The sequence below is a fragment of the Streptomyces siamensis genome, from assembly GCF_039543605.1.
Lineage (GTDB): Bacteria > Actinomycetota > Actinomycetes > Streptomycetales > Streptomycetaceae > Streptomyces > Streptomyces siamensis.
Genome location: NZ_BAABKB010000044.1, coordinates 56356 through 83296, shown reverse-complemented (window position 1 = coordinate 83296; position 26941 = coordinate 56356). Strand labels below are relative to the sequence as shown.

Below are 26941 nucleotides of genomic sequence, written 5' to 3'. Positions count from 1 at the left end.
CGCGGTCGGCCAAGACGAGGAATTCGCGCGCGTCACCAGTCTGATCGCGGGATATCCTCCCCTGGTTCGATCATGTAGAGGTCCAAGGGGAGGGCCCATGGAGGACCGTGCGCAATCCACGGTGGGGGAGCACGTCGAGCTGGAGTACCAGCTGACGCACGAGGACATGAGACAGGCGCTCAAGGCGCGGGCTAGGGCGTCGGGCCGTGCCCGTCGGACGCAGCGGTTCGCTCTGCTGGGCGTGGCCGCGTTCGTCGGAGCGTCGGCGGTGCCGCTCGCGAAGGGAGAGGCTCCCGACACGCCGTCGCTGGTGATCGCCAGCCTGGTCGTCGTGCTGCTGTTCGTGCTGCAGCCCTGGCTCATGGCCCGCCAGTTTCACAAAATCGCGTCCCGGAACGGGGCGTACCGCGCCAGGGTCGACGACTCCGGCGCCACCGTCAGCAACACGGGCGGCTCCAGCCAGCTGAACTGGACCGCGGCCCCGCGTTACGCCGAGACCCCCGACACATTCGTCCTGCTTAGCGGGGACAAGAACGTCTCGTGCCTGACCGTGCTGCCCAAGCGGGGCGTGCAAGAGCCGGGGGGCGTGGAGGCTTTCCGGACTCTGCTGGACCGGCACATCCGCAGGCTCTGACTCAGGGGCTGTCGCCGCGACCTCGAATGTGCGGGAGCGGTGCGCCGAGGCGCGGTGGTTATCGCCAGAAGGCTGGTTCAGCCGCTGCAGCAGCCGGAGGGTCACCGTCAGGCTGCAGTGGCAAGAGCTGTTCAACACTGAGGCTGGCGTCGATGGTGACACTGGTCGTCCACCGGGGGCCGTACTGTTGCTTGTAGGGCCGCTGTTCAGAAGTAGTTCGCCCCAACACAAGCTCGTCATACCCATGGCCGGCGAGGTCCTCCATGAGGAAGCGCAGCAGTGGGCACCGCTTCACCAGGGCCATCCACACGGATCCTGGGTGGGAGACGACGGCAGGGTCTCCTGCCGGCCGGGTCTGGCTGCGCAACTGGTGCAGCCGGGCGAGTTCGCCGTAGCTCTCCAGGACTTGCCGAGAATCGACTGGCCTCTGGGAGCCTGTTGAGAAAGTCCTGGTCGCCTGGGGTCTGGCGTCCATTGGGTGTCGTTGTCAGCGGTGCTGTGCATGATCGGCGCGTCAGCTTTTCGCGGAGGTAGGGAAGTGCCATGCCGATCACAAACCAGCAGGTAGTGGGACACGTGTTCCTGCGGCAAATGTACGACGACTCGTACTTCCCTGATCACGTGGTCGACCAGGGGAAGACAATCCTGCTGCGGCTGTGCGAACGCGTTGAGGCCGAGCGGCCGTCGGCCCTGCAGAGCTTGTATGCACTCACCCAGGCTGCGACGGAGGAGTTCAACCTGCTGGACAGGGAGTTCGTGGCGGCCGGGAGCGGGATTGAGACGGTCGCGCGGGAGTGGATCTGTGACGAGTTCTGCTTCGTCGCGTCGGCATACGGGTTCGCGGAAGCGGATGCGGAGGAGCTGACCGCCGGTCGGGACTGGTGAACGAGGACGGGAGAGCCAGCTCCGATCAAAGCCATTCGTGTAAAGCTGCGATCAGCACGGTTGCCTCGTAGCGGACGGCGAGCTGGTCGTATCGCGTGGCGACAGCGCGATGTCTCTTGAGCCGGTTGATCCCGTACTCGACTGCATGGCGCTCGCGGTAGTCGGCCGGGTCGAAGTACGGCGGTCGGCCGCCGCGGGAGCCGAGCCTTCGACGGTTGCGCGCCTGGTCAGCCTTGTCCGGGATGGTGCATCGGATCCCCTGTCGGCGCAGGTAAGCGCGGCTTCTGCGGGAGGCATAGGCCCTGTCGGCCCGCACGCGGTCGGGGCGGACGCGTGGACGGCCCGGCCCGATGCGGGGCACGCGGACCTTGCCAGCACATGGGACACGGCCCGGCACCCGGCTCAGGTTCCGGGGAGGATACGGCGCGTTTCGTAGGCCCACATCGCGATCTCGACCCGGTTGCGGGCGCCGAGTTTGGCCATCAGGCTGGCCAGATGCGTCTTCACCGTGCTGAGGCTGATGTGCAGTGCATCGGCGATCTCGGTGTTGGTCAGCCCGCGAGCGACGGCGAGGAGCACCTGCTCCTCGCGGGCGGTGACGGGGGAGACCGGCTGGGCCACGGGCCGGCCGGCGGGCAGGTCCGCGAATGCCTGGAGCAGACGGACGGTGACGCTGGGCGCGATGAGCGCCTCACCGCCGGACGCCGACCGTACGGCCTGCGCCAGAAGGTCCGGTCCCGTGTCCTTGAGGAGGAATCCGCGGGCGCCGGCACGCAGCGCGCCGTAGACGTACTCGTCGAGGTCGAACGTGGTGATGACAACCACCGCCAGCGGGTCGGCGACGCCCGGGCCGGCGACCAGCCGGGTGGCCTCGAGCCCGTCGAGTTCGGGCATGCGGATGTCGAACAGGCAGACGTCGGGGCGTAGTTCGCGGGCCAGACGTACCGCTTCCCGCCCGTCGGCGGCCTCGCCGACCACCTCGATGCCGAGCTGGGCGTTCAGCATGATCCGCAACCCGGTGCGGATGATCGTCTGGTCGTCAGCGACGAGGACGCGAATGGACACCGCTCTCGCTCCTCGCTCTCGGCAGTTCGGCTTCGACATGCCAGCCCCGGTCGATACCCGGGCCGGCTCGTAGTGTGCCGCCGAGCAGAGTCGCGCGCTCGCGCAGTCCGGTAAGTCCGTATCCGTCGCGACCCCGGCCGGTGCGTCGGCCGTTGTCGCACACGCTCACCCGTACCGAGTGCCGTTCCGCGGCGACCCGAACGACGAGCTCGGTCGCGTCGACCGCATGGCGCAGCGCGTTGGTCACCGACTCCTGCACGATCCGGTAGACGGCCGCGTCCACGGCCGGGGGCAGCGCGTCCAGTTCGCCGTCGAGCCCCAGGTCGACCCTGAGGCGACCACCCGGGGTGCGCACCAGGCGCTCCAGATCCGCGACTCCGGCGGGGGGCGCCAGCTCGGCGCCGACCCCGCGGTCGCGCAGCGTGGCGACCATGGCGCGCATTTCCTCCAGCGTGCGCGCCCCTTCCTCCTCGACCCCCTCCAGCGCCTCGACGGCGGCGGACGGGTCGGTGCCCGCTAGCACCCGGCCCGCCTGGGCGATGATCACCATGGCCGACACGTGGTGGGCCACCGTGTCGTGCAGTTCCCGGGCGAGCTGCTCGCGCTCGCGGGAGCGCACCTGCTCCAACTGCCGCTCGCGAGCGGTCACCCAGAATCGCACGGCAGCCCCGACCACGCCGGGCAGCAGCAGGAAGACGAAGCCCACGACGTTCTCGACGACCGGGGTCTCGTCCGTGACGGAACACAGCGCGCTGGCCGCGAGGGTCACCGCGCCGCCCAGCACGATCTCGCGTCCCGATCCCCACCGGGGCAGCGCGTACACCAGCACGAGCACGACCGCGCCGGTGTACAGGCCGACGGGCTCGCGCGGTGCGGCGACGAGCCAGGCCACCTGAAGCAGGATCACCGAGCCGAACGCCAGCGTCACCATCGCCAGCGGGCGGGTCCGGCGCCACAGGGGCAGCAGGCACAGCCATACGGCGAACACCACAGCCACCGGCCGCCACACGACGTTCTCGCGCAGGGCGGCCTCCAGCACCACACCGCCCAGGCCCGCGGCGAGCAGCGCCCAGTCCCGCCACACCCGGGCGGGCGCGTCGGGCGGCCGGGGTTCGGTCCACAGGGTTCGCAGGTCGTCTCGCAGCACGGTTCTCAGCCTAGGGACCGCGCCGTGCCGCGCATCGGCCGAAAGGACGGGGCGTCACTCCGCCCTGGGGCCGACGGATCCGCGGCCCGCGAGCCGATGCCGCAGAGCGCCGTGGCGACGAACCTCGGCATCGGCGGCCGTACAAGGACGGCCGACGAGGTGGTTGGAGAACCGATGCTCTCGAAAGCCCTGTTGCGCCTGGGCACAAGCGCCGCCCGCCATCCCTGGCGGGTGATCGCGGCATGGCTGATCGCCGCCACGCTTGCCGTCCTCGCCGCGATCGCCATCGGCGGGCGGACCGCGGACTCGATGACCGCTCCGGGACTGGACTCCCAACGGGCCGCGCAACTGATCGAGCGGGCCGGCACCGGCCAGGAGGGGATGACCGCCCAAGTGGTCGTCACCCCCCTCGACGGCGGTGCGACGTTCTTCGACCACGGCAGCGCGCGCACCGCTCTCACGCGGCTGCAGACCGAGGTGCAGCGGCTGCCGCACGTGCTCGGCACGAGCGACCCGGTGGGGGCGCTCGACGCGGGCGGGGACACCGCCGTGCGCGGCGGCCTTGTCTCGGCCGACGGGCGGATCGCGGTCGTCCGGGTGCAGTACCCCGACCAGAGCCGGCTGTCGGCCGAAGACCTCGACGCCCTCGTCGATCTCGGCGACCGGCTGCGCGCCGAGCTGCCCCTGCGCATCGAGATGGGCGGGAACCTCTTCTACGTCTTCTCCGACCCCGACGGCGGCGTGAGCGAGCTGATCGGCATCCTCGCCGCGGCCGCGATCCTGTTCCTGGCGTTCGGTTCGCTCGTCGCCGCCGCGCTGCCGATCGGCATGGCGGTCTTCGGGCTGACCGTCGGGGTCGCCACGATGACGGTACTGGCGGGGGTGACAGAGGTCCCCACCTTCGCACCGGTCCTGGGCAGCATGGTCGGGCTCGGAGTGGGCATCGACTACGCGCTGTTCGTGCTCGCCAGGCACCGGGAGTACCTCGCGCGCGGGCTCGATCCCCGCGAGGCGGCGGGGCGAGCGGTGGCCACGGCGGGGAGGCCCGTGGTCTTCGCCGGCGGCACCGTGGTCGTATCGATCCTCGGCCTGGCGGTCGCGAACGTACCGTTCATGACGGTGGGCGGGCTCGCCGTGTCGATCGTCGTTCTGACCATGGTGGTCGCGTCGGTGACGCTGCTGCCGGCCTTCCTCGGCGCCGCCGGCCCACGCCTGGTCCGGGCCGGCCGGATCGGCCGGGCTCTGCAGACCAGGAAACCGGCCCGACTCGCACGGCGGCGGGACCCGGTGGCAGGCGCCGCGCACGCCGCCGGGTGGCGTCGCTGGATCGGGCACGTCAGCCGGCACCCGGTGCCGTACGCGGTCGGCGCGGCGGGGCTGCTGCTGACCGCGACGCTGCCCGTGCTCGGCCTGCGCGTCGGCCTGCCCGACGACGGCTCACTGCCCCACAGCCGTACCGAGCGCCGGGCCTACGACCTCGTCGCCGAGGGGTTCGGCCCGGGCATCAACGGTCCCCTCGTCATCGCCGCGGACCCCACCGGTGATCCGGGAGTGCTGGAGCGACTCGTGGCAACGGTCGCGGCGGATCCGGGCATCGCATCCGTCGCGTCGACGCACATCGATCGGGCCACCGGCATCGCGACCCTCGTGGTGTTCCCGACCACCAGCCCTCAGGACAAGGCCACGGCCGACACCATCGCCCGGCTGCGCACCGACGTGCTGCCCACGGCGATCGGGCACGGCCCGGCCAGGGCCCACGTCGGCGGCGCCGCCGCGAGCCTGTCCGATGTGGGCCGACGCACCAGCCAACGCCTGCCGGTGCTCGTCGCCGCCGTGCTGGCGATGTCGTTCCTGCTGCTGATGCTGGTCTTCCGCTCGATACTCGTACCGCTCAAGGCGGTACTGCTGAATCTGCTGAGCATCGGCGCGGCCTACGGCACCATGGTCGCGGTCTTCCAGTGGGGCTGGGGAGGCGCACTCATCGGGCTGGAAGCGACGGTTCCGATCGTGTCGTTCATCCCGATGTTCCTCTTCGCCATCCTGTTCGGCCTGTCGATGGACTACGAGGTGTTCCTCCTCTCGCGTGTACGCGAGGAGTACCTGCGCACCGGCGACAACGGCACGGCGATCGTCGAGGGCGTCTCGCGCACCGCCCGGATCATCACCTCGGCCGCCCTCATCATGGTGGCGGTCTTCCTGTCCTTCGCCGTCGCCGAGGACCCGTCCACCAAAATGTTCGGGCTCGGCCTGGCCACCGCGATCTTCATCGACGCCACGGTCGTACGCATGGTGCTGGTACCGGCGACCATGACACTCCTCGGCCGGACCAACTGGTGGCTGCCGAAGTGGCTGGACCGGATGCTTCCCCGCGGCCCGGTCGGCACCGACGACACCGACGCTGAATCCACGGGTGAGGCTCCGCGTCCACGGCTGGTCGACCGTTGACTCAACTCCTGCCCGCCCTTGGCGTCAGCCGGACCGTGCCACGAAGGCACATCCCGCAAATTGATCACGACTCGATACGCGCCCTGGCTGCCCGGCGGGAGGGAACGCTCCCTCGGCTGGGGAGGCCCGGGTCCCTGCCGGGTGGTCGTGGACCGGGCCGTGTGTGCGTGCGCCGTCCTCCCGGCGTTAGGCTGTCCGGCGGCCGCGATCTTGCGTCGCGGCGCGGCGGTGGGGCCCGCCGTACCCGAACCGCGGCACCGCTGCCGCCAACGGTCCCTACTTGCGAGGAAGTGCGCCCGGAGCCGTCCGGGACCGGCGAGTAGGAGAAGTGCGCCCATGACAGCCCCACGTCCCGAACGAGTCGAGGAGCCCGGCGCTCCCGTGCGCACGCCCGCGCGGACGGCGTCCCCCTGGCAGCGCCAGGGGCCGGTCCTCGCCATGGTCGCCCTCGGCGGCGCGGTCGGCGCGACCGCGCGCTATGGCGCCGCGCGGCTGTGGCCCGCCGAGACGGCCGGGTTCCCCTGGACCACGTTCTGGGTGAACGTCCTCGGCTGTGCCGTGATGGGCGTCTTCATGGTCCTCATCACCGACGTGTGGGTCGCCCACCGGCTGGTGCGGCCCTTCTTCGGCACCGGGGTGCTCGGCGGATTCACCACCTTCTCGACGTACGCCGTCGACATCCAGAGGCTGGTCGACGAGGGACGCCCCTGGACCGGGTTCGGCTACCTCGGCGCGACGCTGATCGCGGCGCTCGCCGCGGTCTGGCTCTCCGGGGCGGCGACCCGCCGCACCATGGCAGGGAGGCGGCGATGACGGAGCGGACGGCCGGCGCCCTGCGCGTGACGGTCCTCACCGGCGAACACGACACCTGCCACCACGAGCCGCTGTTCCCGCCGGGGCTCGAAGACAGCGCCACCGGCGGACCGATTGTTTGCGACGACCGCGTGATCGTCCTTCCCGGGGGCGGGGAAGGTGAGAAGTCGTTGTGAACTGGCTGCTGGTGATCATGGGGGCCGCGGTCGGCGCACCCCTGCGCTACCTGACCGACAGGGCAGTCCGGACGAAGCACGACTCGGCCTTCCCGTGGGGCACCCTGGTCGTCAACCTGACGGGCTCCCTCATCCTGGGACTGCTGACCGGCGCGGCCGCCTCGGGGCACGCCTCGCCGCACCTGCACCTGCTGATCGGCACGGGCCTGTGCGGGGCGCTGACCACCTACTCGACGTTCTCGTACGAGACGGTGCGGCTGACGGAGACGGGGGCGGGGTTCTACGCTGCGGCCAACGTGATCGTGAGCGTGACGGCCGGCCTGGGCGCGGCGTTCGCCGGGGTCTCGTTTGCACAAGCTTTGTGGACGTAGGTGCCGGGCGTCGCCGCGGGTAGGCCAGACTGTGCCGTGTACCGTCTACAGCACTGTCGACCAATTCTTCAGAACTGGATCCCATGAGCGTCATCAACGTCGGTCAGGCCGTCGTCCTCGGAGCCGTCGAGGGGGTCACCGAGTTCCTCCCCGTCTCCTCGACCGGTCACCTCAAGATCACCGAAGGGCTGATGGGCATTCCCGTCGACGACGACGCCGTCGTCGGGTTCTCCGCGGTCATCCAGGTCGGCGCGATCGCCGCCGTGCTCGTGTACTTCTTCAAGGACATCGTGCGGATCGTCTCCGCCTGGGGGCGCGGCCTGCGGAACAAGGAGGAGCGGCAGCACCACGACTACAAGTTCGCCTGGTGGGTCATCTACGCGACCATCCCGATCGTCGTCGTGGGCCTGGCCGCCAAGCCGCTGATCGAGGGCCCGCTCGCCTCCCTCTGGGTCGTGGCGGGCTCGCTGATCGTCGGCAGCGGTGTGATGTGGGCCGCGGACCAGATGGGGCGGCACAAGCGGGGTGAGGACGACACCTCCTTCAAGGACGCCATGCTGGTCGGCAGTTCGCAGATCCTCGCCCTGCTCTTCCCGGGCTTCTCCCGCTCGGGCGCCACGATGTCCACGGCGCTCATCCTGGACCTGGACCGCGTGGCGGCAACCCGCCTCTCCTTCTTCCTCGGCATCCCGGCCCTGACCGGCGCCGGCCTGTACGAGCTCAAGGACGCCCTGGGCGCGGGCGTCGGCGCCGCCCCGCTGGCCGTCGGCACCGTCGTGTCCTTCGTGGTCGCCTACGGCTCGATCGCCTGGCTGCTCAAGTTCGTCGCCAAGCACTCCTTCAACGCGTTCGTGATCTACCGGCTCGTCATCGGCGTCCTGCTGTTCGGGCTGCTGACCACCGGGGCCCTGGACAGCTGAGTCCACAGGCCGCTGGATCAGGGGGTGTGAAGCCGGTTGTCCGGCTTCACACCCCCTGATCCGTTTCCCCTCCCGCCGACCTCCGGCCGTCCTCGCCCCCGCCGTCGCTTGACAGCGCGCCTTCGTCCCACGGATTATCGCCACCGTGAACCTGTCAGACAGCCAGACAGGTGGCTCGGTACCGCGGCGCGTCAGCGCCATGGAAGCGGTGCTCACCCACCTCCGCGACGCCATCGAGCGCGGCGACTACGCCATCGGCGACAAACTCCCCTCCGAGGCGGAGCTGTGCCGCCGCCTCGAAGTCAGCCGACCCGTGCTGCGCGAAGCCCTGCGGGCCCTCCAGGTCATGGGCCTGACCGTGTCGCGCACCGGCAAGGGCACCTTCGTCGTCGCGAGTGCGGTCGAGGACCCCACCTTCGGCGACTACGCGGCGAGCGACCTGCTCGAAGTGCGCCGGCACGTCGAGATCCCCGTCGCCGGATACGCGGCCGTCCGACGCACCCCGGAGAACCTCGACCACCTCGCCCACCTCCTGGACCGGATGGAACGGGAGACCGACACCACCGCGTGGGTCGCGATGGACACGATCTTCCACATCGCCGTCGCCGAGGCGTCGCAGAACCCGGTCTTCCGCCGGGTCATCGAGGAGATCCGGGACGCTCTGGCCCGCCAGTCGGCGTTCCTGAACGAACTGGGGGGCCGGCGCGAGCAGTCCAACCGCGAGCACCGCGCGATCGTCGAGGCGCTGTTCGACGGTTCCGAGCACGACGCCGTCCAGGCCATGTCCCACCACCTCGACCGCGTCGAGACCACCCTCACCTCCATCGTGCGCCCCGAGGCCACGGACCCGGCCACGGAAGGCGGACCCCGGACATGAGCGAGCAGCACCGGCGAGCAGTACCGCAGCACGGCGCCCCCGCCCCGACGGCGCGGCCCGCCGCGATACCCCAAGGAGCCGACGCGTGAACCCGGCCCTGACCCACCCCGCCCGGCCCGCCGAGGCCCCCTCCGTGCGCGAACCGCTGCACGCCCCCGTCGCCCACCTCGTACGCGGCGGCGTGATCGAGGGCATCCACTACGGATCCGTGGTCGTCCTCGCCGCCGACGGCGGCGTGGAACTCCAGATCGGCGACATCGAGGCCGCCTTCTACCCCCGCTCGGCGCTCAAGCCCGTCCAGGCCGTGGCCATGCTGCGCGCCGGACTGCCCCTGGACGGCGAACTGCTCTCGCTGGCCGCCGCCAGCCACTCCGGCGAAGAACGCCACCTCACCGGGACCCGGCGCATCCTGGACCTCGCCGGACTGCCCGAGGACCGGCTGCGCAACGTCCCCGACCTGCCCTTCGACCCCGTCGTACGGGAAATCTGGGTGCGCGACGGGCGCCAGCCCTCCCGGCTCGCCCAGAACTGCTCGGGCAAGCACGCGGCCATGCTCTGCACCGCCCGCCTCAACGGCTGGACGCTCGACGACTACCTCGACCCCGCGCACCCGCTCCAGCGGACGATCGCGGAGACCGTCGAGGACCTCACCGGCCAGGCCGTCGCCCGCACCACCGTCGACGGCTGCGGCGCGCCCCTGTTCTCCGTCTCGCTGCACGGGCTGGCCCGCGCCGCCGCCCGGCTGACCACCGCGGCGCCCGGCACCCCCGAGGCCAGGGTCGCCGACGCCATGCGCGAACACGCCGAGATGGCCTCCGGAACCGGGCGCGACGTCGCCGCGCTGATGCGCGCCGTGCCGGGCCTGCTCGCCAAGGACGGCTTCGAAGGCGTACAGGTCGCCGCGCTGCCGGACGGCCGGGCCGTGGCCGTGAAGATCGCCGACGGCGCCGACCGGGCGCGCGTCCCGGTGACCGCCGCCGCCCTGGCGCGCTGCGGGGTCGACCCCGCAGCACTCACCGAGTTCGCGGGCGCACCGCTCCTCGGCGGGGGCGAGGTCGTCGGGAACGTCCGGCCGGCCCGCGCCCTCGACCCGCTCACGCACCCCACGTACGCCTGAACCGACCCTCCCGGAAGAGGACCGCACACCCATGACCGGCGCAGCCCACCGCAGTGAACACGACCTGCTCGGAGACCGTGACGTCCCCGCCGACGCGTACTGGGGCATCCACACCCTGCGCGCCACGGAGAACTTCCCCGTCACCGGCACCCCGATCTCCGCCCACCCGCACCTGATCGAGGCCCTCGCCGCCGTCAAGGAGGCCGCCGCGCGCGCCAACGAGGAACTCGGTCTGCTGGAACCCCGCAAAGCGGCGGCCGTCGTCGCCGCGTGCCGCGAGATCCGGGACGGCAAGCTGCACGACCAGTTCGTCGTCGACGTCATCCAGGGCGGCGCCGGCACCTCGACCAACATGAACGCCAACGAGGTCGTCGCCAACCGGGCCCTCGAACTGCTCGGACACGCCAAGGGCGAGTACGCGCACCTCCACCCCAACGAGGACGTCAACCTCGGCCAGTCGACCAACGACGTCTACCCGACCGCCGTCAAGATCGCGACCGTGTTCGCGGTGCGCGGGCTGCTCAAGGCGATGGCCGTCCTCCAGGACACCTTCGCGGCCAAGGCCGTCGAGTTCCGCGACGTGCTGAAGATGGGGCGGACCCAGCTCCAGGACGCGGTGCCCATGACGCTGGGCCAGGAGTTCTCGGCGTACGCGGTGATGATCGAGGAGGACCGGGGCCGGCTCGCCGAGGCCGTCGAGCTGATCCACGAGATCAACCTGGGTGCCACCGCCATCGGGACCGGCCTCAACGCCCCCGCCGGATACGCCGAGTCGGCGCGCCGCCACCTCTCGGACATCACCGGACTGCCACTGGTCACCGCCGCCAACCTGGTCGAGGCGACCCAGGACTGTGGTGCCTTCGTGCAGATGTCGGGCGTCCTCAAGAGGATCGCCGTCAAACTCTCCAAGAGCTGCAACGATCTGCGCCTGCTGTCGTCCGGGCCGCGGGCCGGCTTCGGCGAGATCAACCTGCCGCCGGTGCAGGCGGGTTCGAGCATCATGCCCGGCAAGGTCAACCCGGTGATCCCCGAGGTCGTCAACCAGGTCGCCTTCGAGGTGATCGGCAACGACGTGACCATCACCATGGCCGCGGAGGCCGGACAGCTCCAGCTGAACGCCTTCGAGCCGGTCATCCTGCACGCGCTGTCGCAGAGCATCACCCATCTGCGGGCCGCCTGCCTCACCCTCGCCGAGCGGTGCGTCGCCGGGATCACCGCGAACACCGAGGTGCTGCGCGCGGCGGTGGAGAACTCCATCGGCCTGGTGACGGCACTGAACCCGTACATCGGGTACACCGCGGCCACCGACATCGCCAAGGAAGCCCTCGCCACCGGACGCGGCGTTGCCGAACTCGTTCTGGAGAAGGGGTTGTTGCCCGCCGAGCGGCTGGAGGCCCTGCTGCGTCCCGAGGTCGTCGCGGGCAGCGCCGCCCCGGCCGCCTGAACCCGGCGAAGAGCGCCAGGACCGGACCGGAGGCACAATGGCGATCATGAGCTCGCCCCTGACGTTCCAGCCGGTGCTGGAACGGATCGCCGAGGACATCGAGCGGACCCCCGGCCGCGGCCGGCCCGCCGACTACATCCCGGCCCTCGCCGCCTGCGACCCGCGCCGCTTCGGCATGGCCGTCGCGGAGCTCGACGGCACGGTGTACGGCGTGGGGGACTGGCGGCAGCCGTTCTCCACGCAGTCCATCACCAAGGTCTTCACCCTGGCGCTCGACCTGGCCCGGGAGGGCGACGCCCTGTGGGAGCACGTCGGCCGGGAACCCTCCGGCAACCCGTTCAACTCCCTGGTCCAACTGGAGTACGAGAACGGCATGCCGCGCAACCCGTTCATCAACGCGGGCGCCCTCGTCGTCACGGACCGGCTGCAGACCCAGACGGGCGACGCCGCGGCCGCGCTGCTCGACTTCCTGCGCGCGGAGAGCGGCAACGCGGACCTCACCTTCGACAGGGAGGTCGCCTCCTCGGAAGCCGCGCACGGCGACCGCAACGCCGCCCTCGGCCACTTCATGGCGTCCTACGGCCATATCGACAACCCGGTGCCGGTGCTGCTGAAGCAGTACTTCCAGCAGTGCTCGATCGAGGCGTCCTGTGCCGACCTCGCGCTGGCCGCCGGATTCCTCGCCCGGCACGGCATCCGCGCCGACGGATCCCGGCTGCTCACCCGCAGCCAGGCCAAGCAGGTCAACGCGGTGATGCTGACCTGCGGCACGTACGACGCGGCGGGCGACTTCGCCTACCGGGTCGGCCTGCCGGGCAAGAGCGGCGTCGGCGGCGGCATCATCGCGGTGGTGCCGGGCCGCTGCACGCTCTGTGTCTGGAGCCCGGGACTGGACGAACGGGGCAACTCGGTGGCGGGCGTCGCGGCACTGGACCGCTTCACGACGCTGACGGGGCTCTCGGTCTTCTGAGCCGTCCGCCGCCGCGGCGACCACGCGCGGTTCGCGGCGGGGCGTCCACGTAGGGCTTCCGGCGGGGCGTCCATGTACGGCTTGCGGCGGGACGTACCTCCCTGGTTTCCGGTCGAGCCTCCGCACGTGGCGCTCGGTGCGGCGTCCGCGCGCGGCGCCCGGCGACCACGCGGCGGTCACACACCGGCCCCCGCCCGGAAGGCGTCACGTCGCTCCCCGGCCACCTCGCGTTGCCACGCTTCCCGGGTGCTGGCCATGGCTTCTCCCGTCGATCTCCGCCGCTGTCAGGCTCTCGGCCTGGCCGGTTCCGCCTTCCTCGCGCTGGGCGGTGAGACGGCCGGGGCACTGCGCGCGCGGGACCTGCTCGCCCCCGAGTCCGCGCGTGCCGTACTCGGTCTGGTCGGCGTCTATTTCGGAGTCGTCCTGCTGATCGCCGCCTGGGCGCTGCTCGGCACCGTCGTCCGCGGCCCCCGCCCGCCGACACCCCGCTCCCTGCTGCCGGTGCTGGCGGTGTGGGCGGCACCGCTGCTGCTGGCGCCCCCGCTGTTCAGCAGGGACGTGTACAGCTATCTCGCGCAGGGCGCCATGGTCGACGCGCACATCGACGTCTACGCGCACGGGCCCGCGCAGCTCGGTGGCCCGCTCGCCGACGAGGTGGCACCGCTGTGGCAGCAGACCACCACCCCGTACGGTCCGGTCTTCCTCGCGGTCGCCTCCGCCCTGTCCGGGCTGACCCGCGGCGAGGTGCCGGCAGGGCTGCTCGGCATGCGGCTGGTCGCCCTGCTCGGCGTGGCCCTGATGGCGGCGGCGCTGCCCCGCCTCGCCCGGCACAGCGGCGCCGATCCGGCCGCGGCGCTGTGGCTGGGCGCGCTCAACCCGCTCGTCCTGCTCCACCTGGTGGCCGGTGCGCACAACGACGCCATCATGCTCGGCCTGCTCGGGATGGGGCTGGTCGCCGCGCGCGGCCGGTGGCACGTCCTCGGCGTCGTCCTGGTCACCCTGGCGGCGCTGGTGAAGGCGCCAGCCGCCCTCGGCCTGCTGGCCGTGGTCGCACTGCGCGGACGGCGGGGCGTGGCGCGCTCGGCGCTGACCACGGCCGCTGTCGCTCTGGCCACGACGGTCGCGGCGACCGCGGTGGCCGGTACGGGCTACGGCTGGATAGCGGCGCTGAAGACCCCCGTCTCCCCGCACAACTGGGCGCTGACCAGCGTCCTGGGCCGCGCCACCGGGGCCGTGCTGCAGCAGCTGGGCAGCGGCCTCGCCCCGCTCGCGCTGCCCCTCTGGCACGCGGCCGGCCTCGCGGTGACCGTGCTGGTGGTGCTGTTCATATGGCTGCGGTTGCGCCCCGGCCCGGTCTACGCGCTGGGGCTGAGCCTGGCGGCGGTGGCCGTGTTCGGGCCGGCCGTCCGGCCCTGGTACGCGCTGTGGGGCCTGTTCCTCATCTCCGCGGCGGCGCCGGACGGTTCGGTGCGCACGCGGGTCGCGGCCGCCAGCGCGGTGCTGGCGCTGGCGGTGCTGCCGAGCGGGGGCCCGCCCGACACCGCCCAGGTCGTCCTGGCCTTCTCCGGCGGCGCACTCGCCCTGGTGGTGCTCTGGCAGGCACACCAGGCGACGCAGGCACGGACACCGGTACGGGAGCGGACGGCATGAGAGCACCGGCCACCGACCGCGGGCGGCTGCTGTGCCTGCTCGCACTCGCCGTCGCCGTCGGCGTGTTCACCGCCACGGTGCCGCTCCTGCGCGGCTGGTTCGACCTGCGCGTGTACTACGGGACGGTCGACACCTGGGTCCACCACGGCGGCCGGATCTACGACTACCGGGTGCCGGGGACGGCGTACGGCTTCACGTACCCGCCGTTCGCCGCGGTCGGCATGCTGCCGATGGCGCTGGTGGGGCTGCCCACCGCGATCGTCGTGGGCTTCGCCCTCAACCTGGCGGCGCTGGCGTTCGTGGTGTGGGTGCTGGTCGGGCCCGCCCTGCGCCGCTACGGCTGGTTCGGCTTCGCCGTGGCGGGCTGCCTGCTGGCCCTGTTCGAACCGGTCCGCGACACGTTCAGCTTCGGCCAGGTCAATCTCCTGCTCCTCGGCCTCGTGCTGAGCGACGCCTGGCTGCTGTCCACCGGCCGGGGCCGCCGGGCGGGCGTCGGCATCGGTCTGGCCGCGGCGGTCAAGCTCACTCCCGCGCTATTCATCGGCCTGCTGCTGCTCGCCCGCCGCCCGCGTGCCGCCGCGGTGGCCACGGCCGTCGCCGCGGCGGCCACCGCCCTGGCGGCCTGGATCGCACCGGACGCCTCGCGTTTCTACTGGACCGACGCGCTGTGGGACACGGACCGCATCGGCCGTCTCGGCTATGTCTCCAACCAGTCGTTGCAGGGCGTGCTGGCCCGCCTCGTTGCGCCGGACGAGCCGAGCAGGGCCGTCTGGGCGATCGTCGCCCTGCTGGTGATGTGCGTGTGGGTGTGGCGGACCACCCGCGCCCTGGCCGAGAGCGACTGGACGGCCGCGTTCGCTCTCACCGGGCTCACCGCGTGCCTCGTCAGCCCGATCACCTGGGTGCACCATCTCGTCTGGCTGCTCCCGTCCTTCGCCGTGCTGCTGCACCGGCGCCGCCTGCGCGTCGCGGGTGCGCTCTACGCGGTGCTGTGCAGCAGCGTGGTGTGGCTGTGGTTCGACGACGCCTCGGGTCTCGACGGGTTCCTCGGCAGCAACACGTACACGTGGATCACCCTCGGGCTGCTGCTGTGGCTGCCCGTCGGTCAGCCGCGGGCCGAACGGGCGGCCTTGAGCCGCAGCGCCAGGGCCACGCCCCCGGCACCGATCCCGGCCGCGCCGGCGATCCCGGCGGCGTCCGGCCAGCTCGTCCCGTCGTCCTGCGGCGACGCCGGGGCGGCCGGCCGTGCGGAGGGTCCCGCCGCGGGCACACCCCGCGTGTCGATCAGCGAACCCACCGGGTCGACGTGCCCGGACGCCTTGAACCCCCAGTCGAGCAGCGAGCGCGCCTCCTCGTACACGGCGAACCCGTCGCCTTCCTGAGGGTTCATCACGGTGACGATGAGCGTGCGATCGCCGTGCCGCGCGGCGGCGATGAGGGTGTTGCCGGCTTTGGAGGTGTAGCCGTTCTTGATGCCGATCAGGCCCGGGTACGGGTCGACCCCGTCGGCACCGGTCAGCAGGCGGTTGGTGTTCTCGATCCGGTACGGGTAGCCGTCCCCGGGGAACATGGCCTGCGCGGTGGAGCAGTACCGCGCGAAGTCCGCGTTGCGCAGTCCGGCCCGCCCGAAGACCGCGAGGTCGTAGGCGGAGGAGACCTGGCCCGGCGCGTCGTACCCGTCGGGGGAGACGACACGGGTGTCGAGCGCGCCGAGGGCCTTGGCCTTGGCCTGCATCCGGGCCGCCGTCGCCCGCCATCCACCGGTCATCGACGCCAGCACGTGCACGGCGTCGTTCCCGGAGTTGAGGAAGACGCCGCGCCACAGGTCGGCCACCTTGTACGTGTGGCCGGCGTCGACGCCCACCAGGCTGCTGCCCTCGCCGACGTCCGCGAGTTCCGCTTCCTTGACGGTGTGCCGGATGCCGCTGGGCAGCGCCGGCATGACGGTGAGGGCGAACAGCGTCTTGAGGGTGCTGGCGGGCGGCAGCCTGCGATGGGCGTTGTGCGCGGCGAGCACGTCGCCGGTGCGGGCGTCGGCCACCAGCCACGACAGCGCGGAGACGTCCTCGGGGACCTCGGGCGCACCTGCCTGTGGCCGTACGTGCGTCCCCGACCGGTACAGGGGCGGTGGCGATGCCGTCGGCCGGGCCGCGCCCGGGTCCGTGCCGATCCGGGCCTCGGCCGGACTCGGCGCGAGGGCCAGTGCTCCGACCACGCAGACGACGGAGCAGGAGACGGCGGCGCGGCAGGCGGCGGCCCGCGATGCGGCGAGTCGGGATGAGAATCCGATGGTCATACTGATCAACGTAGGAACCGAGCGGCCCTGGACCCGGACGCCAGGCCCGAACGGCCGCAGCGAGTACCCGGATGGCACACGCGGGGGAGGTCAGGCGGGCAGTGTCGGTTGGACCCGCCGCAGGAAGGCCGCGTTGTCCGGGGTGGCCCGCAGCCGCTCCAGGAGGGTTTCGACACCGGCCTGGCCGTCACGGGTGGCCAGTGCCCGGCGCAGGCCGCGTACGGCCGCCAATTCGGCCGCCGGAATGAGGAGTTCCTCGCGGCGGGTGCCGGACGGGGTGATGTCGACGGCCGGGAAGACACGCCGGGACGCCAGATCGCGGTCCAGGCGGATTTCCATGTTGCCGGTGCTCTTGAGCTCCTCGAAGAAGTAGCCGTCGGCGCGGGAACCGGTGTCCACCAGGGCGGTGGCGAGGACGGTGAGCGAGCCGCCCTCCTCGGCGAGGCGTGCCGCGCCGAAGAACCGCTTGGGGCCGAGCACGGCGCCCGCGTCGACGCCGCCGCTGAGGGTGCGGCCACCGGAGCCGGCGGCGTTGTTGTGCGCCCGGCACAGCCGGGTGAGGGAATCCATCAGGACGACGACGTGCTCGCCCTGCTCGACCAGCCGCTTGGCGCGTTCCATCACGAGTTCGGCGAGCGCGATGTGCTGCTTGGGGGACTTGTCGAAGGTGGAGGCGTAGACCTCCCCGCGGACCGAGCGCCGCATGTCGGTCACTTCCTCGGGGCGCTCGTCGAGCAGCAGCACCATCAGCCGGCATTCGGGATGGTTGCCGGCGATCGCGGCGGCGAGCTGCTGGAGCAGTACGGTCTTGCCGGTCTTGGGCGGCGCGACGATCAGGCCGCGCTGGCCCTTGCCGACCGGTGCGACGAGGTCCATGACGCGTCCGGCCAGGCCGCTCGCCGGGTGTTCCAGACGCAGCCGGTCGCGCGGGTGCAGCGGGGTGAGGTCACGGAAGTGGGGGCGGCGGCGCAGCTCCTGGGGCGTACGGCCGTTGACGCGCTCGACCTCGGTGAGCGCGCGGGCCGCGCCGCGTACGCCCTCGATCGTGTCACCCCTGCGCAGGCCGTGACGGCTGATCAGGGCGGGGGAGACCTGGAGGTCGGCGTTCGAGGGCAGACAGTCCATGGCGCGCAGGTGGCCCTTCCCGCTGCCGTCGATGTCGAGGACACCGGTGACGGCCTGCGGCCGGGGCTGCTGCACAGGGGTGCGTTCGAGTGTGGTGGTCATGAGAGAGGTCCTTTCAAGGACGAGGTGCACGGGACATGCGGGGAAGGGGTGAGAGGCCGCGAAGGAAGGCCGAGGGCCGGTGACGGCGCGCCTCGGCGCGGCGGGAACATCACCTCGCGGGCGGCGGGACGGAACAGTCCGTGACCGCTTTCAGGAGGTGGTGCCAAGAAGCTGATCGGCCGGTCGTTCGTCGACGGGCGCGACAGCGGAGAGAGAGAAACTGACACCGGCGATCCGAAGGGGATCGCACATGGGTGCTGTTTCGGAGACTACCACGCCTCGCGTCGGTGCGGTGGGGATGCGAGGCGCGGGGTCCGTACGGGCGGCTTCGGCGGGAAGAGCGCCGGATCGGCCTCGGGGGTGTCGAGGAGCCGATCGACGTCGTGATCGGCGCAGTGGGCGGCACCCAACTGATGGCGGTCTACGCGCTGTTGGCACCGGGCGGCACGCTCCTGAGCGTCGACCGGGTGTCATGCCGCGAGGCGTTCCTGCCCGTCGGCTCGACCTTGGGCAGCCCGGTCCCCGGGACCGTCGTATCGGTGTACGACGGCGCAGGCCTGACGGACTGTCGGGTGCCGCCGACCAGGCGCCTCGCGTTGGTGAAGGCCGGCAGGCTGAGTGTGCCAGTCGGCCGGTGCGGGCCGTGGGACCGGATCGCGGAGGCGGTGGGCACGCTGGGCAGCCGGCGGCTGCGGGGCAAGGCGGTGCTGGACGCCGGGTGAGCCGGTGGCCCGGGGGCGCGGGCCTGGGTGCCGTCTCAGCGCAGGCGGCCGAGCACCTTGGGCGACAGGCGTTCCGCCAGTTGCTCCAGGAGGGCGACCGTCTCCGCGAGGGCCGCGGGGTCGTCGGTGCCGAGCGCGGCGCCGAGTGCCTCGTCGACCGGGGCCGCCGCGACCTCGGCCCGCCGGCCGGTGATCTCCGGGTTCTGCCGCAGCAGTGAGCGCCGGCGGTCGGCGGGGTCGGTCGTCGTGAGCACCGATCCCGCCTCCTTGAGCCGCGCGACGCAGGCGGACACGGCGCTCTGGGGCAGCCCCGTGCGCGCGGCGACCTCGCCGACCGTCGTGTCCGGGTGGGCGTACACGTCGAGCATCACGATCAGCATGGACCGGGTGCTGGTGGACCGTCGACCGACCCCCTCGGTGGGGATGGCCTCCTCGCCGATCTTCATCAAGGTCCGGCCCAGGAGGAAGAGTTCCGCTCCGTTCATGCCCGCAGGTTACATCAAGAGTGATGCATCAAAATAGATTCATCACTCTTGATGCATCAGAAATGATGGATTAGCTTGGTGGAGCGCCACGGAACAATGACGCACCCACCCCGACAGGAGCCCGCCATGAACGCCACGTCCGGAAAGCTCCAGGTCCCCGGTGCCACGCTCCACTACCAAGTGCGCGGCGACGGACCGCTGTTGCTCGTCTCGCAGAGCGGCGAAGGCGATGCCGACCGCAGCGACGCCATGGTCGGCCACCTCGTCGACACCTACACCGTCGTCACCTACGACCGCCGGGGGCTGTCCCGCAGCGTCATCGACGATCCGGCCCGCGGAGCCACGCTCGACGAGCACGTCGACGACGTGAACCGGCTGCTGGCCGAACTCACCGACGAGCCCGCGCGCATGCTCGGCTGCAGCATGGGCGCCGTGATCGGACTGCGCCTCGCACAGCGCCATCCCGGCCGACTGGGCGTGCTCGTCGCGCACGAGCCGGCCATACCGGGCCTGCTGCCCGAAGCCGAACGCCTGCGCGCGCAGCGGGAACTGGACGACATGTGCACCGTCTTCCGCCGCGACGGCTGGATCGCCGGAGTCCGCAGGATCGGCGAGATCCTCGGCATCGATCCCGCTCGGCAGGAGACCGAACCAGGCGTCAGAACGCCCCCGTTGGACGCCTCCCGCGAGGCGAACTTCACCTTCTTCGTCGCGCACGACGCGCCCACGATGACCCGAGCCGAACTCCACCCGCACGAGATCCGCGCGCTCGCGGCGGGCCCGGTCCGCATCGTGCCCGCCGCCGGACGCACCACCCCGCGGGCCGTGTTCGACTACCGGTGCGCGGAAGAACTGGCGGCCGGACTCGGCGCCGAGCTCGTCCACTTCCCCGGCGGCCACAACGGCAACCTCACCCATCCCCAGGGCTTCGCGGAGCGGCTGCGCACACTGCTTTGACTGCTCCCCTTTCTGAAGGGTGGAGGTTCCAGCCTTCAGGGTTGAGTGGGGATGTACGGCTCAGGCTGCCGTCTGGGCCGGCAGCCCAGGCGGTCTTGCGCCCTCGACACCGTCCGGGTTCAGACCTGCCCGGATGAGCATCACGCGGGCGGAGTTCTTGTCCCGTGGGGACACGGCTCCGCACGCGGTGCAGGCGTACGTTCGTTCCGAGAGAGGCAGTGCGTGCTTGGTTCTCGCTCCGCACTGCGCACAGTCCATGGTGGTGTGCGCGGGGTGCACCAGGCGGACATCGCGCCCGTGCTTGCGGCCCATCTCGATCAGGGCTTTCTTGGTGGCGCCGATGGCGGCGTCGGCTGCCTTGCGGGCCATGGTGGTCTTCGCGAGGAACTTCGGCCGGAAGTCCTCCACCGCCACCACGTCGTGGTCGCGCACCACGGACTTCGCCCACTTGCGGGCACTGTCCTCACGCTGCCGGGCCACCTTCTTGTTCAGCTTCGCGGCCTGCGTCTGCGCGGTGCGGTATCCGTTCGACGCGGGCTGTGCCTTGGGGCGCCGGCGGCGGGCCATCATGCGCTGGTAGCGGGCCAGTCTTTGCGCGGCCTTGCGGCCACGCTCGGCGTGCGGCAGATCGTGGGCATCGGAGGTGGTGGTGGCAATCTCCTTCACACCCCAGTCCACCCCGAGGACCCGGCCCGTCGCCGGCAGCGGCTCGACCAGGGCAGGTACGACAAAGGACGCGTACCAGTGACCCAGCGTGTCCTGGTACACGCGCACGCTGGACGGCTCGGCCGGAAGCTCCCGCGACCACACCACCCTCACCACGATGTTCCCCGCCAGGTGCAGACGGCCGTCCTTCACGCTAAATCCGCGCCGGGTGTAGTTCAGACTCGGCCGGCTGTCCCGCTTCTTCTTCCAACGGGGCATCCCGGCACGCCGAGCCTGCGGCAGCCGGTCCTTGATGTCCTTCAGGGCTTTCCCACGGGCCTTGGCGAAGTCGCGGATCACCTGCTGTTGCGGAACGCTCGCGCCCTCGGCCAGCCACGGCGTCACCCTCCGCGCCTGCGTCAGCATCCTGTCCAGCTGCGCGGGACCGCACGTCAGCTTCTCACCGGTCGCCTTGCTCTGCCGGTGCACCGCCTTGGACTTGGCCACACACTCGTTCCAGATCCACCGGCACCGCGCCCACTCGGCCTCGAGCGCACGACGCGCCATCGCCGACAGACGCACACGGAAGGTGTATCGGGCATGGCCCACACCCTCCGATACCTGCGCTCCTGTCGTCATACACCCGAACCTACCCGAGGGGACTGACAGTTGAGACTTCTTGATCATTACGGGCTGCCGCACCGCGTCGCGGGCTGGACGCCAGATCACCCCGGCGGCGATCCTGCTGTCCCTGCCTTGCTCGGCAGGAGTTCGGTTCCGCCCCGGCCTGAAGGCCGGGGCCTCCTCGGAGTGAGCCGGTGAGCAGGCAGAATCGAGAACCGTGCCGCCCCGGCGGCACCGAACCGCCTCCAACTCGACGTCTCACAAGGAGAATCCGGTGGACACCTCGTCCGGCACGCCCCATCGCCTGGATCCCGCGGGCGGCTGCCCGCACGTCGACAACGCGCGGCTCCTCGCGCGGGGCGGCGTCGCGCCGGTCGTGCTGCCGGGAGACGTGGAGGGCATGGCGGTGCTCGGGCACGACGCGCTCAAGGAGTTCCTCGCACACCCCGACGTCGCCAAGGGAGCCCGGCACTTCACGGCACTGCGTGAAGGCCGCATCACCCCCGGGTGGCCGCTGACGACCTTCGCCACCGTGCGGGGGATGACGACGGCCGACGGCGACGACCACCGGCGGCTGCGGTCACTGGTCAGCAAGGCCTTCACCGCTCGCCGCGTGGAGCGCATGCGCCCCTGGATCGAGGAGCTGACGGAGGGACTGCTCGACGACCTGGAGCGCGCGGCCCGCGACGGTGGGGGAGTCGCGGATCTGCGCCGGCACTTCGCGCTGCCGCTGCCCATGGGAGTCATCGGCGAACTGCTCGGTGTCGACGCCGAGTACCGGGACCGGCTGCACCACCTCTCCAACCAGGTGGTCGCCACCGACATCGGACCCGAGCAGGCCCTGGCCGCGAACCGGGAACTGGTCGGCGTACTCGCCGCGGTGGCCGAGGCCCGCGCTCAGCGGCCGGGCGACGACCTCACCAGCGCACTCATCGCCGCCCGGGACGAGGAGGGGAACCGGCTCGGTCACGAGGAACTCATCGGCACCCTCGTCCTGATGATCATCGCCGGGCACGAGACCACACTGAACCTCATCACCAACGCCGTACGGGCGTTGTGCGGACACCGCGACCAACTGGACCTGGTGGCACGCGGCGGAGCGGGCTGGGCCGACGTCGTCGAGGAGACCCTCCGCTGGGACGCCCCCGTCAGCTACTTCCCCTTCCGCTACCCCGTACGGGACATGACGCTCGACGGCACCGTGATCCCCGCGGGCACCCCGGTCCTCGCCGGATACTCGGCCGCCGGGCGCGACCGCGACGCGCACGGACCGGACGCCGACCGGTTCGACGTCACCCGTCCCGGACGTGCGGACGCAGCCCGGCACCTCTCCCTCGGACACGGCGCCCACTACTGCCTCGGCGCCCCGCTCGCCCGCATGGAGGCGACCATCGCCCTGGAGCGGCTGTTCGCCCGCTTCCCCCGCCTCGACCTCGCGGTGCGCGAGGACGAACTCTCCCGTCACGCGAGCTTCGTGGGCAACAGTGTGCGAGAGCTGCCGGTGCGGCTCGCACCACCCTCCACCACCGCGTGAACGCCGAACACCGTGTGACCACCCGGACCGCCGAAGCGGCCCGGGCGAGAGGACCGGCGCGGGGCCCGCGACACGAGTTCGGCACCTGCGACACGAGGTCGGCAAAAATTGTCGAGCGGACGTTGTCGATGCGGCGCGTTCCCGTTCGTCGGTGGGATGCAGGAAGCTCACGAACACCGGGAGGAACCATGAAGTACATGCTGCTGGTCTGCGGCGACGACACCGCCGACGCCTCCGACATGGCACCCGTCGAACCCTGGGTGGAGGAACTGGGCGCCGAGCGCGGCGTACGACTGCACGGCCACCGGCTGAGCCTGCCCGCCGAAGCCGTCACCGTACGCGTCCGCGACGGCGAAGTCCTGCGCACCGACGGTCCGTTCGCCGAGACCAAGGAGTACGTCGCCGGATACGACATCCTCGAATGCGACACCATGGAAGAGGCGGTAGAGGCCGCCGCCAGGCACCCCGTGGCGACGATCGGCGCCATGGAGGTACGCGCGTTCTGGGAGGACGAGGACGCCGAGGGCGAGATCCGGCGGCTCGACGCGGAACTCACCGCCGCCGCGCGCGAGCGGGACTTCGACCGGGCCATGGGCTGCTACGCCCCGGACGTCGAGATCTTCCACCCCGTGTCCGGTCTGGAACAGCACGGGATCGACGCCCTGCGCAAGGCCGAGGAACTCTGGTTCTCGACGCTCGCCGGACCCGTGGAGCGCGAGGTGCTCGACTTCCGGGTCCGCGTCGACGAGAGCATCGCCTTCAGCCACGCCCTCGTGCGGATGCGCGCCGAACTGGTCACCGGTGACACGCTGGACACCACCGCGCGCGTCACCACCGGCTACCGCGCGGCCGGGGACCGCTGGCAGATCGTCCACCAGCACACCTCGGTCCCGTTCGACTCCCCGGTCACCCAGGACCGGCCATGAAGTACGTCCTGTTCGCCTGCACGCCCGTCGACGGCGAGGAGCAGGGCCCCGCCGAGACCGCCCGCGACCCCCGCTTCACCGCCTACGCCGACGAGGTGCGCGGGCACGGCGTCCCATGCAGCGGCGCGCGCCTGCGACCGCCCGCCGACGCCACCACCGTCCGCGTCCGGGGCGACGAAGTGCTGCTCGACGACGGGCCGTTCACCCGGTCCGAGCAGTACGTCGCGGGCTTGGACATCGTCGAGGTCGCCGACCTCGACGAGGCGATCGCGCTCGCCTCCCGGCACCCTGCCGCGCTGGACGGCGGCTCGGTCGAAGTGCGGCCGGTCTGGGAGTGAGCACGAACCCGCGGGCGCGAGACGTCGAGGGGGCGGTCGCGGACGCCTTCCGTGAGGAGTGGGGCCAGGTCGTCGCCACCCTGATCCGGGTGACCGGCGACTGGGACCTCGCCGAGGAGTGCGCCCAGGACGCCTTCGCCCAGGCTCTTGACCGGTGGCGGCGCGACGGCGTGCCGCGCCGCCCCGGCGCCTGGTTGACCACGACCGCACGCCACCGCGCCCTGGACGTGCTGCGCCGGGAGGCGACCGGGGCACGGAAGCTGCGGGAGGTGGCCGTGCTGGCACGCGACGACGGGCCCTGCGACCCGGAGTTCGAGGACGGGAGCGAAGTCGGCGACGACCGGCTTCGGCTGATCTTCACCTGCTGCCACCCGGCGCTGCCCATCGAGGCCCGGGTGGCGCTGACCCTGCGCACCCTCGCGGGTCTGACCACGCCCGAGATCGCCCGCGCCTTCCTCGTGCCCGAGGCGACGATGGCGCAGCGCCTGGTCCGTGCCAAACGGAAGATCCGCAACGCGGGTATCCCGTACCGTGTGCCGCCCGCGCACCTCCTGCCCGAACGCATCACCGGCGTCCTCGGCGTGCTCTACCTGCTCTTCAACGAGGGCTACGTCGCCGGCGCGGGCGACGACCTGGTGCGCAGGGACCTGTGCGCGGAGGCGATCCGGCTGGCCCGCGTACTGGCCCGGCTGATGCCCGACGAGCCCGAAGTGCTCGGCCTGCTCGCGCTGTTGCTGCTGCACGACGCGCGGCGGGACACACGCGTCGACGCGGCGGGCGACCTGGTGACGCTGGAGGACCAGGACCGGTCGGCCTGGGACAGGGCGGCGGTCGAGGAGGGCGCGGCCCTGCTGGAGTCCGCGCTGCGCCGCGGGCGTCCGGGCGCCTACCAGATCCAGGCCGCCGTCGCCGCCTGCCACACGACGGCAGCCACCGCCGAGGAGACGGACTGGGCCGACATTGCGGCGCTCTACGGCGAGCTGCGGCGGTTCGTGCCGTCTGCCGTGGTCCGGCTCAACCGCGCGGTGGCCGTGGGTATGGCCGAGGGACCCGAAGCGGGGCTCGCCCTGGTGGCCGAGCTGGAGGAGCAGGGCGAGCTCGCGGACTATCACCTGCTGCCCGCCACCAGGGCGGACCTGCTGCGTCGCGTCGGCCGCCGCGCCGAGGCCGCGCACGCCTACGCCCGGGCTCTGGAGCTGGTGGAGAACGACGCCGAGCGGCGCTTCTTGACGAAACGGCTCGCGGAGTGTCGATCGGCGTAGGCGCCGTTCGTCGGTGGGGTGACAGCGCCCGATGACGACGACGGAGGACCCGATGACCACCGCGGCGACCACCACCAGTACTACTCCGGCCGGCTTCGCTTCCGCCACCGACGACACGTCCGCCGCCACCGCGACGGCGCCCCACTTCCTCAGAGCCCTGGCCGGGCGGCTGCTCCCCGCTCGCCGCACTTACCCGGGCACGCCCGCCCCCTTCCTGCGGGAGGACTCCGCCGAACCGGGACAGGAGGGTCCCGACGTCTGGCTCGCGTTCCTGCGGCTGCGCGCCTGACGGGTCCCGCCCGCTGTGTTCAGTCGGGGGGTGCGTCGTCCCGCGGCGCCGCGGCGAGCTCGATGCCGCGGACCCGGCGCAGCCAGCGCACCAGGACGTAGAGGGCGCCGCCCACGATCGCACAGGGTTCCCACACGTCCGTGACGAGGGCCGGAAGGCCCCCGTGGCCGACGATCCAGACCGCCTGGAAACCCACCACGGCGGCGATGAAGCCGTTCGTGCGGGACTCCACGGCGAGCGTCCAGTCGACCGGAACCCACATGGGAGAGGCGAGGTCCCGGACGCGCAGCCGGACGGCCGCCCACAGGAAGCCGAGGGCATAGCGCATCCTCGTGCGCGGGGACAGCACAAGCCCGTGCTCGGGGTCCCCGGCGAGGACGGCCGCCCACTCCTCGCGCAGATGGGTGCGGCGCCGTCCGGCCACGAACGAGGCGATCCCCAGGGTGCCGTTGCCCCTGCGGCTCTGCCGCTGCCGGGCGGCGGACGCGGTCCCGGTGCCCGGCTCCTGGGCGCCCTCACTGCCCGCGCGCAGGGCCGTGATCAGGAGGGCGATCGCGGCGATCAGGATGGATGCCGCGGTGATGGCTCCGAAGATCCAGCCGTTGGTGATCAAGAAAGAGGAGAACGTGGAGCCGGGGCTCACGGTCTTCAGGGTGTAGCCGATCAGCAGAAAGAGGACGGCTGCCGTCCCGGCCAGTACGGGCGCGAGGACCGCCACGATCGCGACGGGGCCGGCGCCGAAGGGGGGCTCGTCGTCCCGCCGGTCCGTACTCATGCCGCACCTCCGTCGCCGGCCGGGCGCAGCCCGAAGAGCCGTGGCTTGCGCTCCCGGGCCTCGCGGGTGGCGAGCCGGCCCGCGGCGGTCAGTTCGTAGAAGTAGCGCTTGGGGCGGCCGGGGTGCTCGCCGGTCTCGGCCCGGCGGACCGCCCAGCCGGCGTCGACGAGCCGTTCGAGAATGGGATACACGGTGCCGGAGCCGAGATCGGCCTCCTCGCAGATCCGCAGCCCCCACGCCGGATCGTCCGGCGTGGCGGCCAACAGCACCTTGAGGACCTCAAGTGTCGGTCGTGTCAGGCGAATTGATGCCATATCACCAGTGAAACAGGCAGCTCGGCGTATGTC

At 71.8% G+C, this 26941-nt stretch carries 28 protein-coding genes and 1 pseudogene; 20 read left to right on the top strand and 9 right to left on the bottom strand.

Going from position 1 to position 26941, the window contains the following annotated elements; translation table 11 throughout:
- Positions 1–97: 97 nt before the first annotated feature.
- Together ABEB03_RS40055 and ABEB03_RS40050 are read left to right on the top strand one after the other, a co-directional pair.
- A complete protein-coding gene (locus ABEB03_RS40055) occupies positions 98–634 on the top strand; it encodes a YcxB family protein (protein ID WP_345657922.1) in 537 nt (178 codons plus the stop codon).
- A 543-nt stretch (positions 635–1177) separates the two neighbouring features.
- Positions 1178–1519, top strand: coding sequence for a DUF5713 family protein (locus tag ABEB03_RS40050; protein ID WP_345657921.1), 342 nt, complete (start codon positions 1178–1180; stop codon positions 1517–1519).
- A gap of 25 nt (positions 1520–1544) precedes the next feature.
- On the opposite strand, the gene ABEB03_RS40045 is transcribed toward ABEB03_RS40050, so the two are convergent.
- The 3 genes from ABEB03_RS40045 to ABEB03_RS40035 all read right to left on the bottom strand — a co-directional run bounded on the left by ABEB03_RS40045 (position 1545) and on the right by ABEB03_RS40035 (position 3731).
- Positions 1545–1835: a transposase gene (locus ABEB03_RS40045; protein WP_345657943.1), complete on the bottom strand. Its 291-nt coding sequence runs from the start codon at positions 1833–1835 to the stop codon at positions 1545–1547.
- A gap of 86 nt (positions 1836–1921) precedes the next feature.
- Positions 1922–2584, bottom strand: a complete 663-nt coding sequence (locus ABEB03_RS40040) for a response regulator transcription factor (RefSeq protein ID WP_345657920.1) — start codon at positions 2582–2584, stop codon at positions 1922–1924.
- Positions 2559–3731 carry a sensor histidine kinase gene (locus ABEB03_RS40035; protein WP_345657918.1) on the bottom strand — a complete coding sequence of 391 codons (1173 nt, stop codon included), beginning with the start codon at positions 3729–3731 and terminating at the stop codon, positions 2559–2561. The genes ABEB03_RS40040 and ABEB03_RS40035 overlap by 26 nt, the downstream gene beginning before the upstream one ends.
- A 174-nt stretch (positions 3732–3905) precedes the next feature.
- On the opposite strand from ABEB03_RS40035, the gene ABEB03_RS40030 reads away from it, so the two are divergent.
- The 11 genes from ABEB03_RS40030 to ABEB03_RS39980 all read left to right on the top strand — a co-directional run bounded on the left by ABEB03_RS40030 (position 3906) and on the right by ABEB03_RS39980 (position 15896).
- A complete protein-coding gene (locus ABEB03_RS40030; protein WP_345657916.1) occupies positions 3906–6176 on the top strand; it encodes an MMPL family transporter in 2271 nt (756 codons plus the stop codon).
- Positions 6177–6512: 336 nt separating this feature from the next.
- Positions 6513–6989, top strand: a complete 477-nt coding sequence (gene crcB, locus ABEB03_RS40025; protein ID WP_345657915.1) for a fluoride efflux transporter CrcB — start codon at positions 6513–6515, stop codon at positions 6987–6989.
- The gene (locus tag ABEB03_RS40020; protein ID WP_345657914.1) at positions 6986–7165 is read left to right on the top strand and encodes a hypothetical protein; all 180 of its coding nucleotides are present in this window, start codon (positions 6986–6988) and stop codon (positions 7163–7165) included. Before crcB (ABEB03_RS40025) ends, ABEB03_RS40020 begins: the two co-directional genes overlap by 4 nt.
- On the top strand, positions 7162–7536 hold the full coding sequence (crcB, locus tag ABEB03_RS40015) for a fluoride efflux transporter CrcB (protein WP_345657912.1): 375 nt from the start codon (positions 7162–7164) through the stop codon (positions 7534–7536). The genes ABEB03_RS40020 and crcB (ABEB03_RS40015) overlap by 4 nt, the downstream gene beginning before the upstream one ends.
- Before the next feature lie 83 nt (positions 7537–7619).
- Complete coding sequence (locus tag ABEB03_RS40010) at positions 7620–8456, top strand: undecaprenyl-diphosphate phosphatase (RefSeq protein WP_345657910.1); 837 nt, start codon at positions 7620–7622, stop codon at positions 8454–8456.
- Between the two features lie 145 nt (positions 8457–8601).
- The gene (locus ABEB03_RS40005) at positions 8602–9333 is read left to right on the top strand and encodes a FadR/GntR family transcriptional regulator (RefSeq protein WP_345657909.1); all 732 of its coding nucleotides are present in this window, start codon (positions 8602–8604) and stop codon (positions 9331–9333) included.
- 85 nt (positions 9334–9418) lie between these two features.
- The gene (locus tag ABEB03_RS40000; RefSeq protein ID WP_345657908.1) at positions 9419–10450 is read left to right on the top strand and encodes an asparaginase; all 1032 of its coding nucleotides are present in this window, start codon (positions 9419–9421) and stop codon (positions 10448–10450) included.
- Between the two features lie 31 nt (positions 10451–10481).
- Complete coding sequence (gene aspA / locus ABEB03_RS39995) at positions 10482–11894, top strand: aspartate ammonia-lyase (protein ID WP_345657906.1); 1413 nt, start codon at positions 10482–10484, stop codon at positions 11892–11894.
- Between the two features lie 37 nt (positions 11895–11931).
- Positions 11932–12864, top strand: a complete 933-nt coding sequence (locus tag ABEB03_RS39990) for a glutaminase (protein ID WP_345657905.1) — start codon at positions 11932–11934, stop codon at positions 12862–12864.
- Between the two features lie 72 nt (positions 12865–12936).
- Positions 12937–14514, top strand: a complete 1578-nt coding sequence (mptB, locus tag ABEB03_RS39985) for a polyprenol phosphomannose-dependent alpha 1,6 mannosyltransferase MptB (RefSeq protein ID WP_345657903.1) — start codon at positions 12937–12939, stop codon at positions 14512–14514.
- The gene (locus tag ABEB03_RS39980) at positions 14511–15896 is read left to right on the top strand and encodes a glycosyltransferase 87 family protein (protein WP_345657902.1); all 1386 of its coding nucleotides are present in this window, start codon (positions 14511–14513) and stop codon (positions 15894–15896) included. Before mptB ends, ABEB03_RS39980 begins: the two co-directional genes overlap by 4 nt.
- 59 nt (positions 15897–15955) lie before the next feature.
- Here ABEB03_RS39980 and ABEB03_RS39975 read toward each other — a convergent pair.
- Positions 15956–16810, bottom strand: a pseudogene (locus tag ABEB03_RS39975) (D-alanyl-D-alanine carboxypeptidase family protein); the annotation flags it as partial.
- A gap of 90 nt (positions 16811–16900) precedes the next feature.
- Positions 16901–18037, bottom strand: coding sequence for a transcription termination factor Rho (gene rho, locus ABEB03_RS39970; RefSeq protein ID WP_345657901.1), 1137 nt, complete (start codon positions 18035–18037; stop codon positions 16901–16903).
- Between the two features lie 254 nt (positions 18038–18291).
- Between rho and ABEB03_RS39965 the strand changes: the two genes are divergently transcribed.
- Positions 18292–18759, top strand: a complete 468-nt coding sequence (locus tag ABEB03_RS39965) for a zinc-binding dehydrogenase (protein ID WP_345657899.1) — start codon at positions 18292–18294, stop codon at positions 18757–18759.
- Positions 18760–18794: 35 nt separating this feature from the next.
- Here ABEB03_RS39965 and ABEB03_RS39960 read toward each other — a convergent pair whose 3' ends face one another.
- The gene (locus tag ABEB03_RS39960) at positions 18795–19244 is read right to left on the bottom strand and encodes a MarR family winged helix-turn-helix transcriptional regulator (protein ID WP_345657898.1); all 450 of its coding nucleotides are present in this window, start codon (positions 19242–19244) and stop codon (positions 18795–18797) included.
- Positions 19245–19370: 126 nt separating this feature from the next.
- On the opposite strand from ABEB03_RS39960, the gene ABEB03_RS39955 reads away from it, so the two are divergent.
- Complete coding sequence (locus tag ABEB03_RS39955) at positions 19371–20201, top strand: alpha/beta fold hydrolase (protein WP_345657897.1); 831 nt, start codon at positions 19371–19373, stop codon at positions 20199–20201.
- Between the two features lie 60 nt (positions 20202–20261).
- On the opposite strand, the gene ABEB03_RS39950 is transcribed toward ABEB03_RS39955, so the two are convergent.
- Complete coding sequence (locus tag ABEB03_RS39950) at positions 20262–21485, bottom strand: RNA-guided endonuclease InsQ/TnpB family protein (protein ID WP_345657896.1); 1224 nt, start codon at positions 21483–21485, stop codon at positions 20262–20264.
- Between the two features lie 259 nt (positions 21486–21744).
- Between ABEB03_RS39950 and ABEB03_RS39945 the strand changes: the two genes are divergently transcribed.
- From ABEB03_RS39945 to ABEB03_RS39925, 5 genes are all read left to right on the top strand, one after another.
- Complete coding sequence (locus ABEB03_RS39945; RefSeq protein ID WP_345657895.1) at positions 21745–23004, top strand: cytochrome P450 family protein; 1260 nt, start codon at positions 21745–21747, stop codon at positions 23002–23004.
- A 188-nt stretch (positions 23005–23192) separates the two neighbouring features.
- Positions 23193–23930, top strand: coding sequence for a nuclear transport factor 2 family protein (locus tag ABEB03_RS39940; protein ID WP_345657894.1), 738 nt, complete (start codon positions 23193–23195; stop codon positions 23928–23930).
- Positions 23927–24268, top strand: coding sequence for a YciI family protein (locus ABEB03_RS39935; protein ID WP_345657893.1), 342 nt, complete (start codon positions 23927–23929; stop codon positions 24266–24268). The genes ABEB03_RS39940 and ABEB03_RS39935 overlap by 4 nt, the downstream gene beginning before the upstream one ends.
- Entirely contained in the window at positions 24265–25530 is a 1266-nt protein-coding gene (locus tag ABEB03_RS39930; protein ID WP_345657892.1) for an RNA polymerase sigma factor, read from the top strand. The genes ABEB03_RS39935 and ABEB03_RS39930 overlap by 4 nt, the downstream gene beginning before the upstream one ends.
- Before the next feature lie 31 nt (positions 25531–25561).
- Positions 25562–25819: a hypothetical protein gene (locus ABEB03_RS39925; protein WP_345657891.1), complete on the top strand. Its 258-nt coding sequence runs from the start codon at positions 25562–25564 to the stop codon at positions 25817–25819.
- A 19-nt stretch (positions 25820–25838) separates the two neighbouring features.
- On the opposite strand, the gene ABEB03_RS45510 is transcribed toward ABEB03_RS39925, so the two are convergent.
- Positions 25839–26594, bottom strand: a complete 756-nt coding sequence (locus ABEB03_RS45510) for a hypothetical protein (RefSeq protein ID WP_425589367.1) — start codon at positions 26592–26594, stop codon at positions 25839–25841.
- Complete coding sequence (locus ABEB03_RS39915) at positions 26591–26908, bottom strand: PadR family transcriptional regulator (protein ID WP_037762607.1); 318 nt, start codon at positions 26906–26908, stop codon at positions 26591–26593. Before ABEB03_RS39915 ends, ABEB03_RS45510 begins: the two co-directional genes overlap by 4 nt.
- Between the last annotated feature and the right edge of the window lie 33 nt (positions 26909–26941).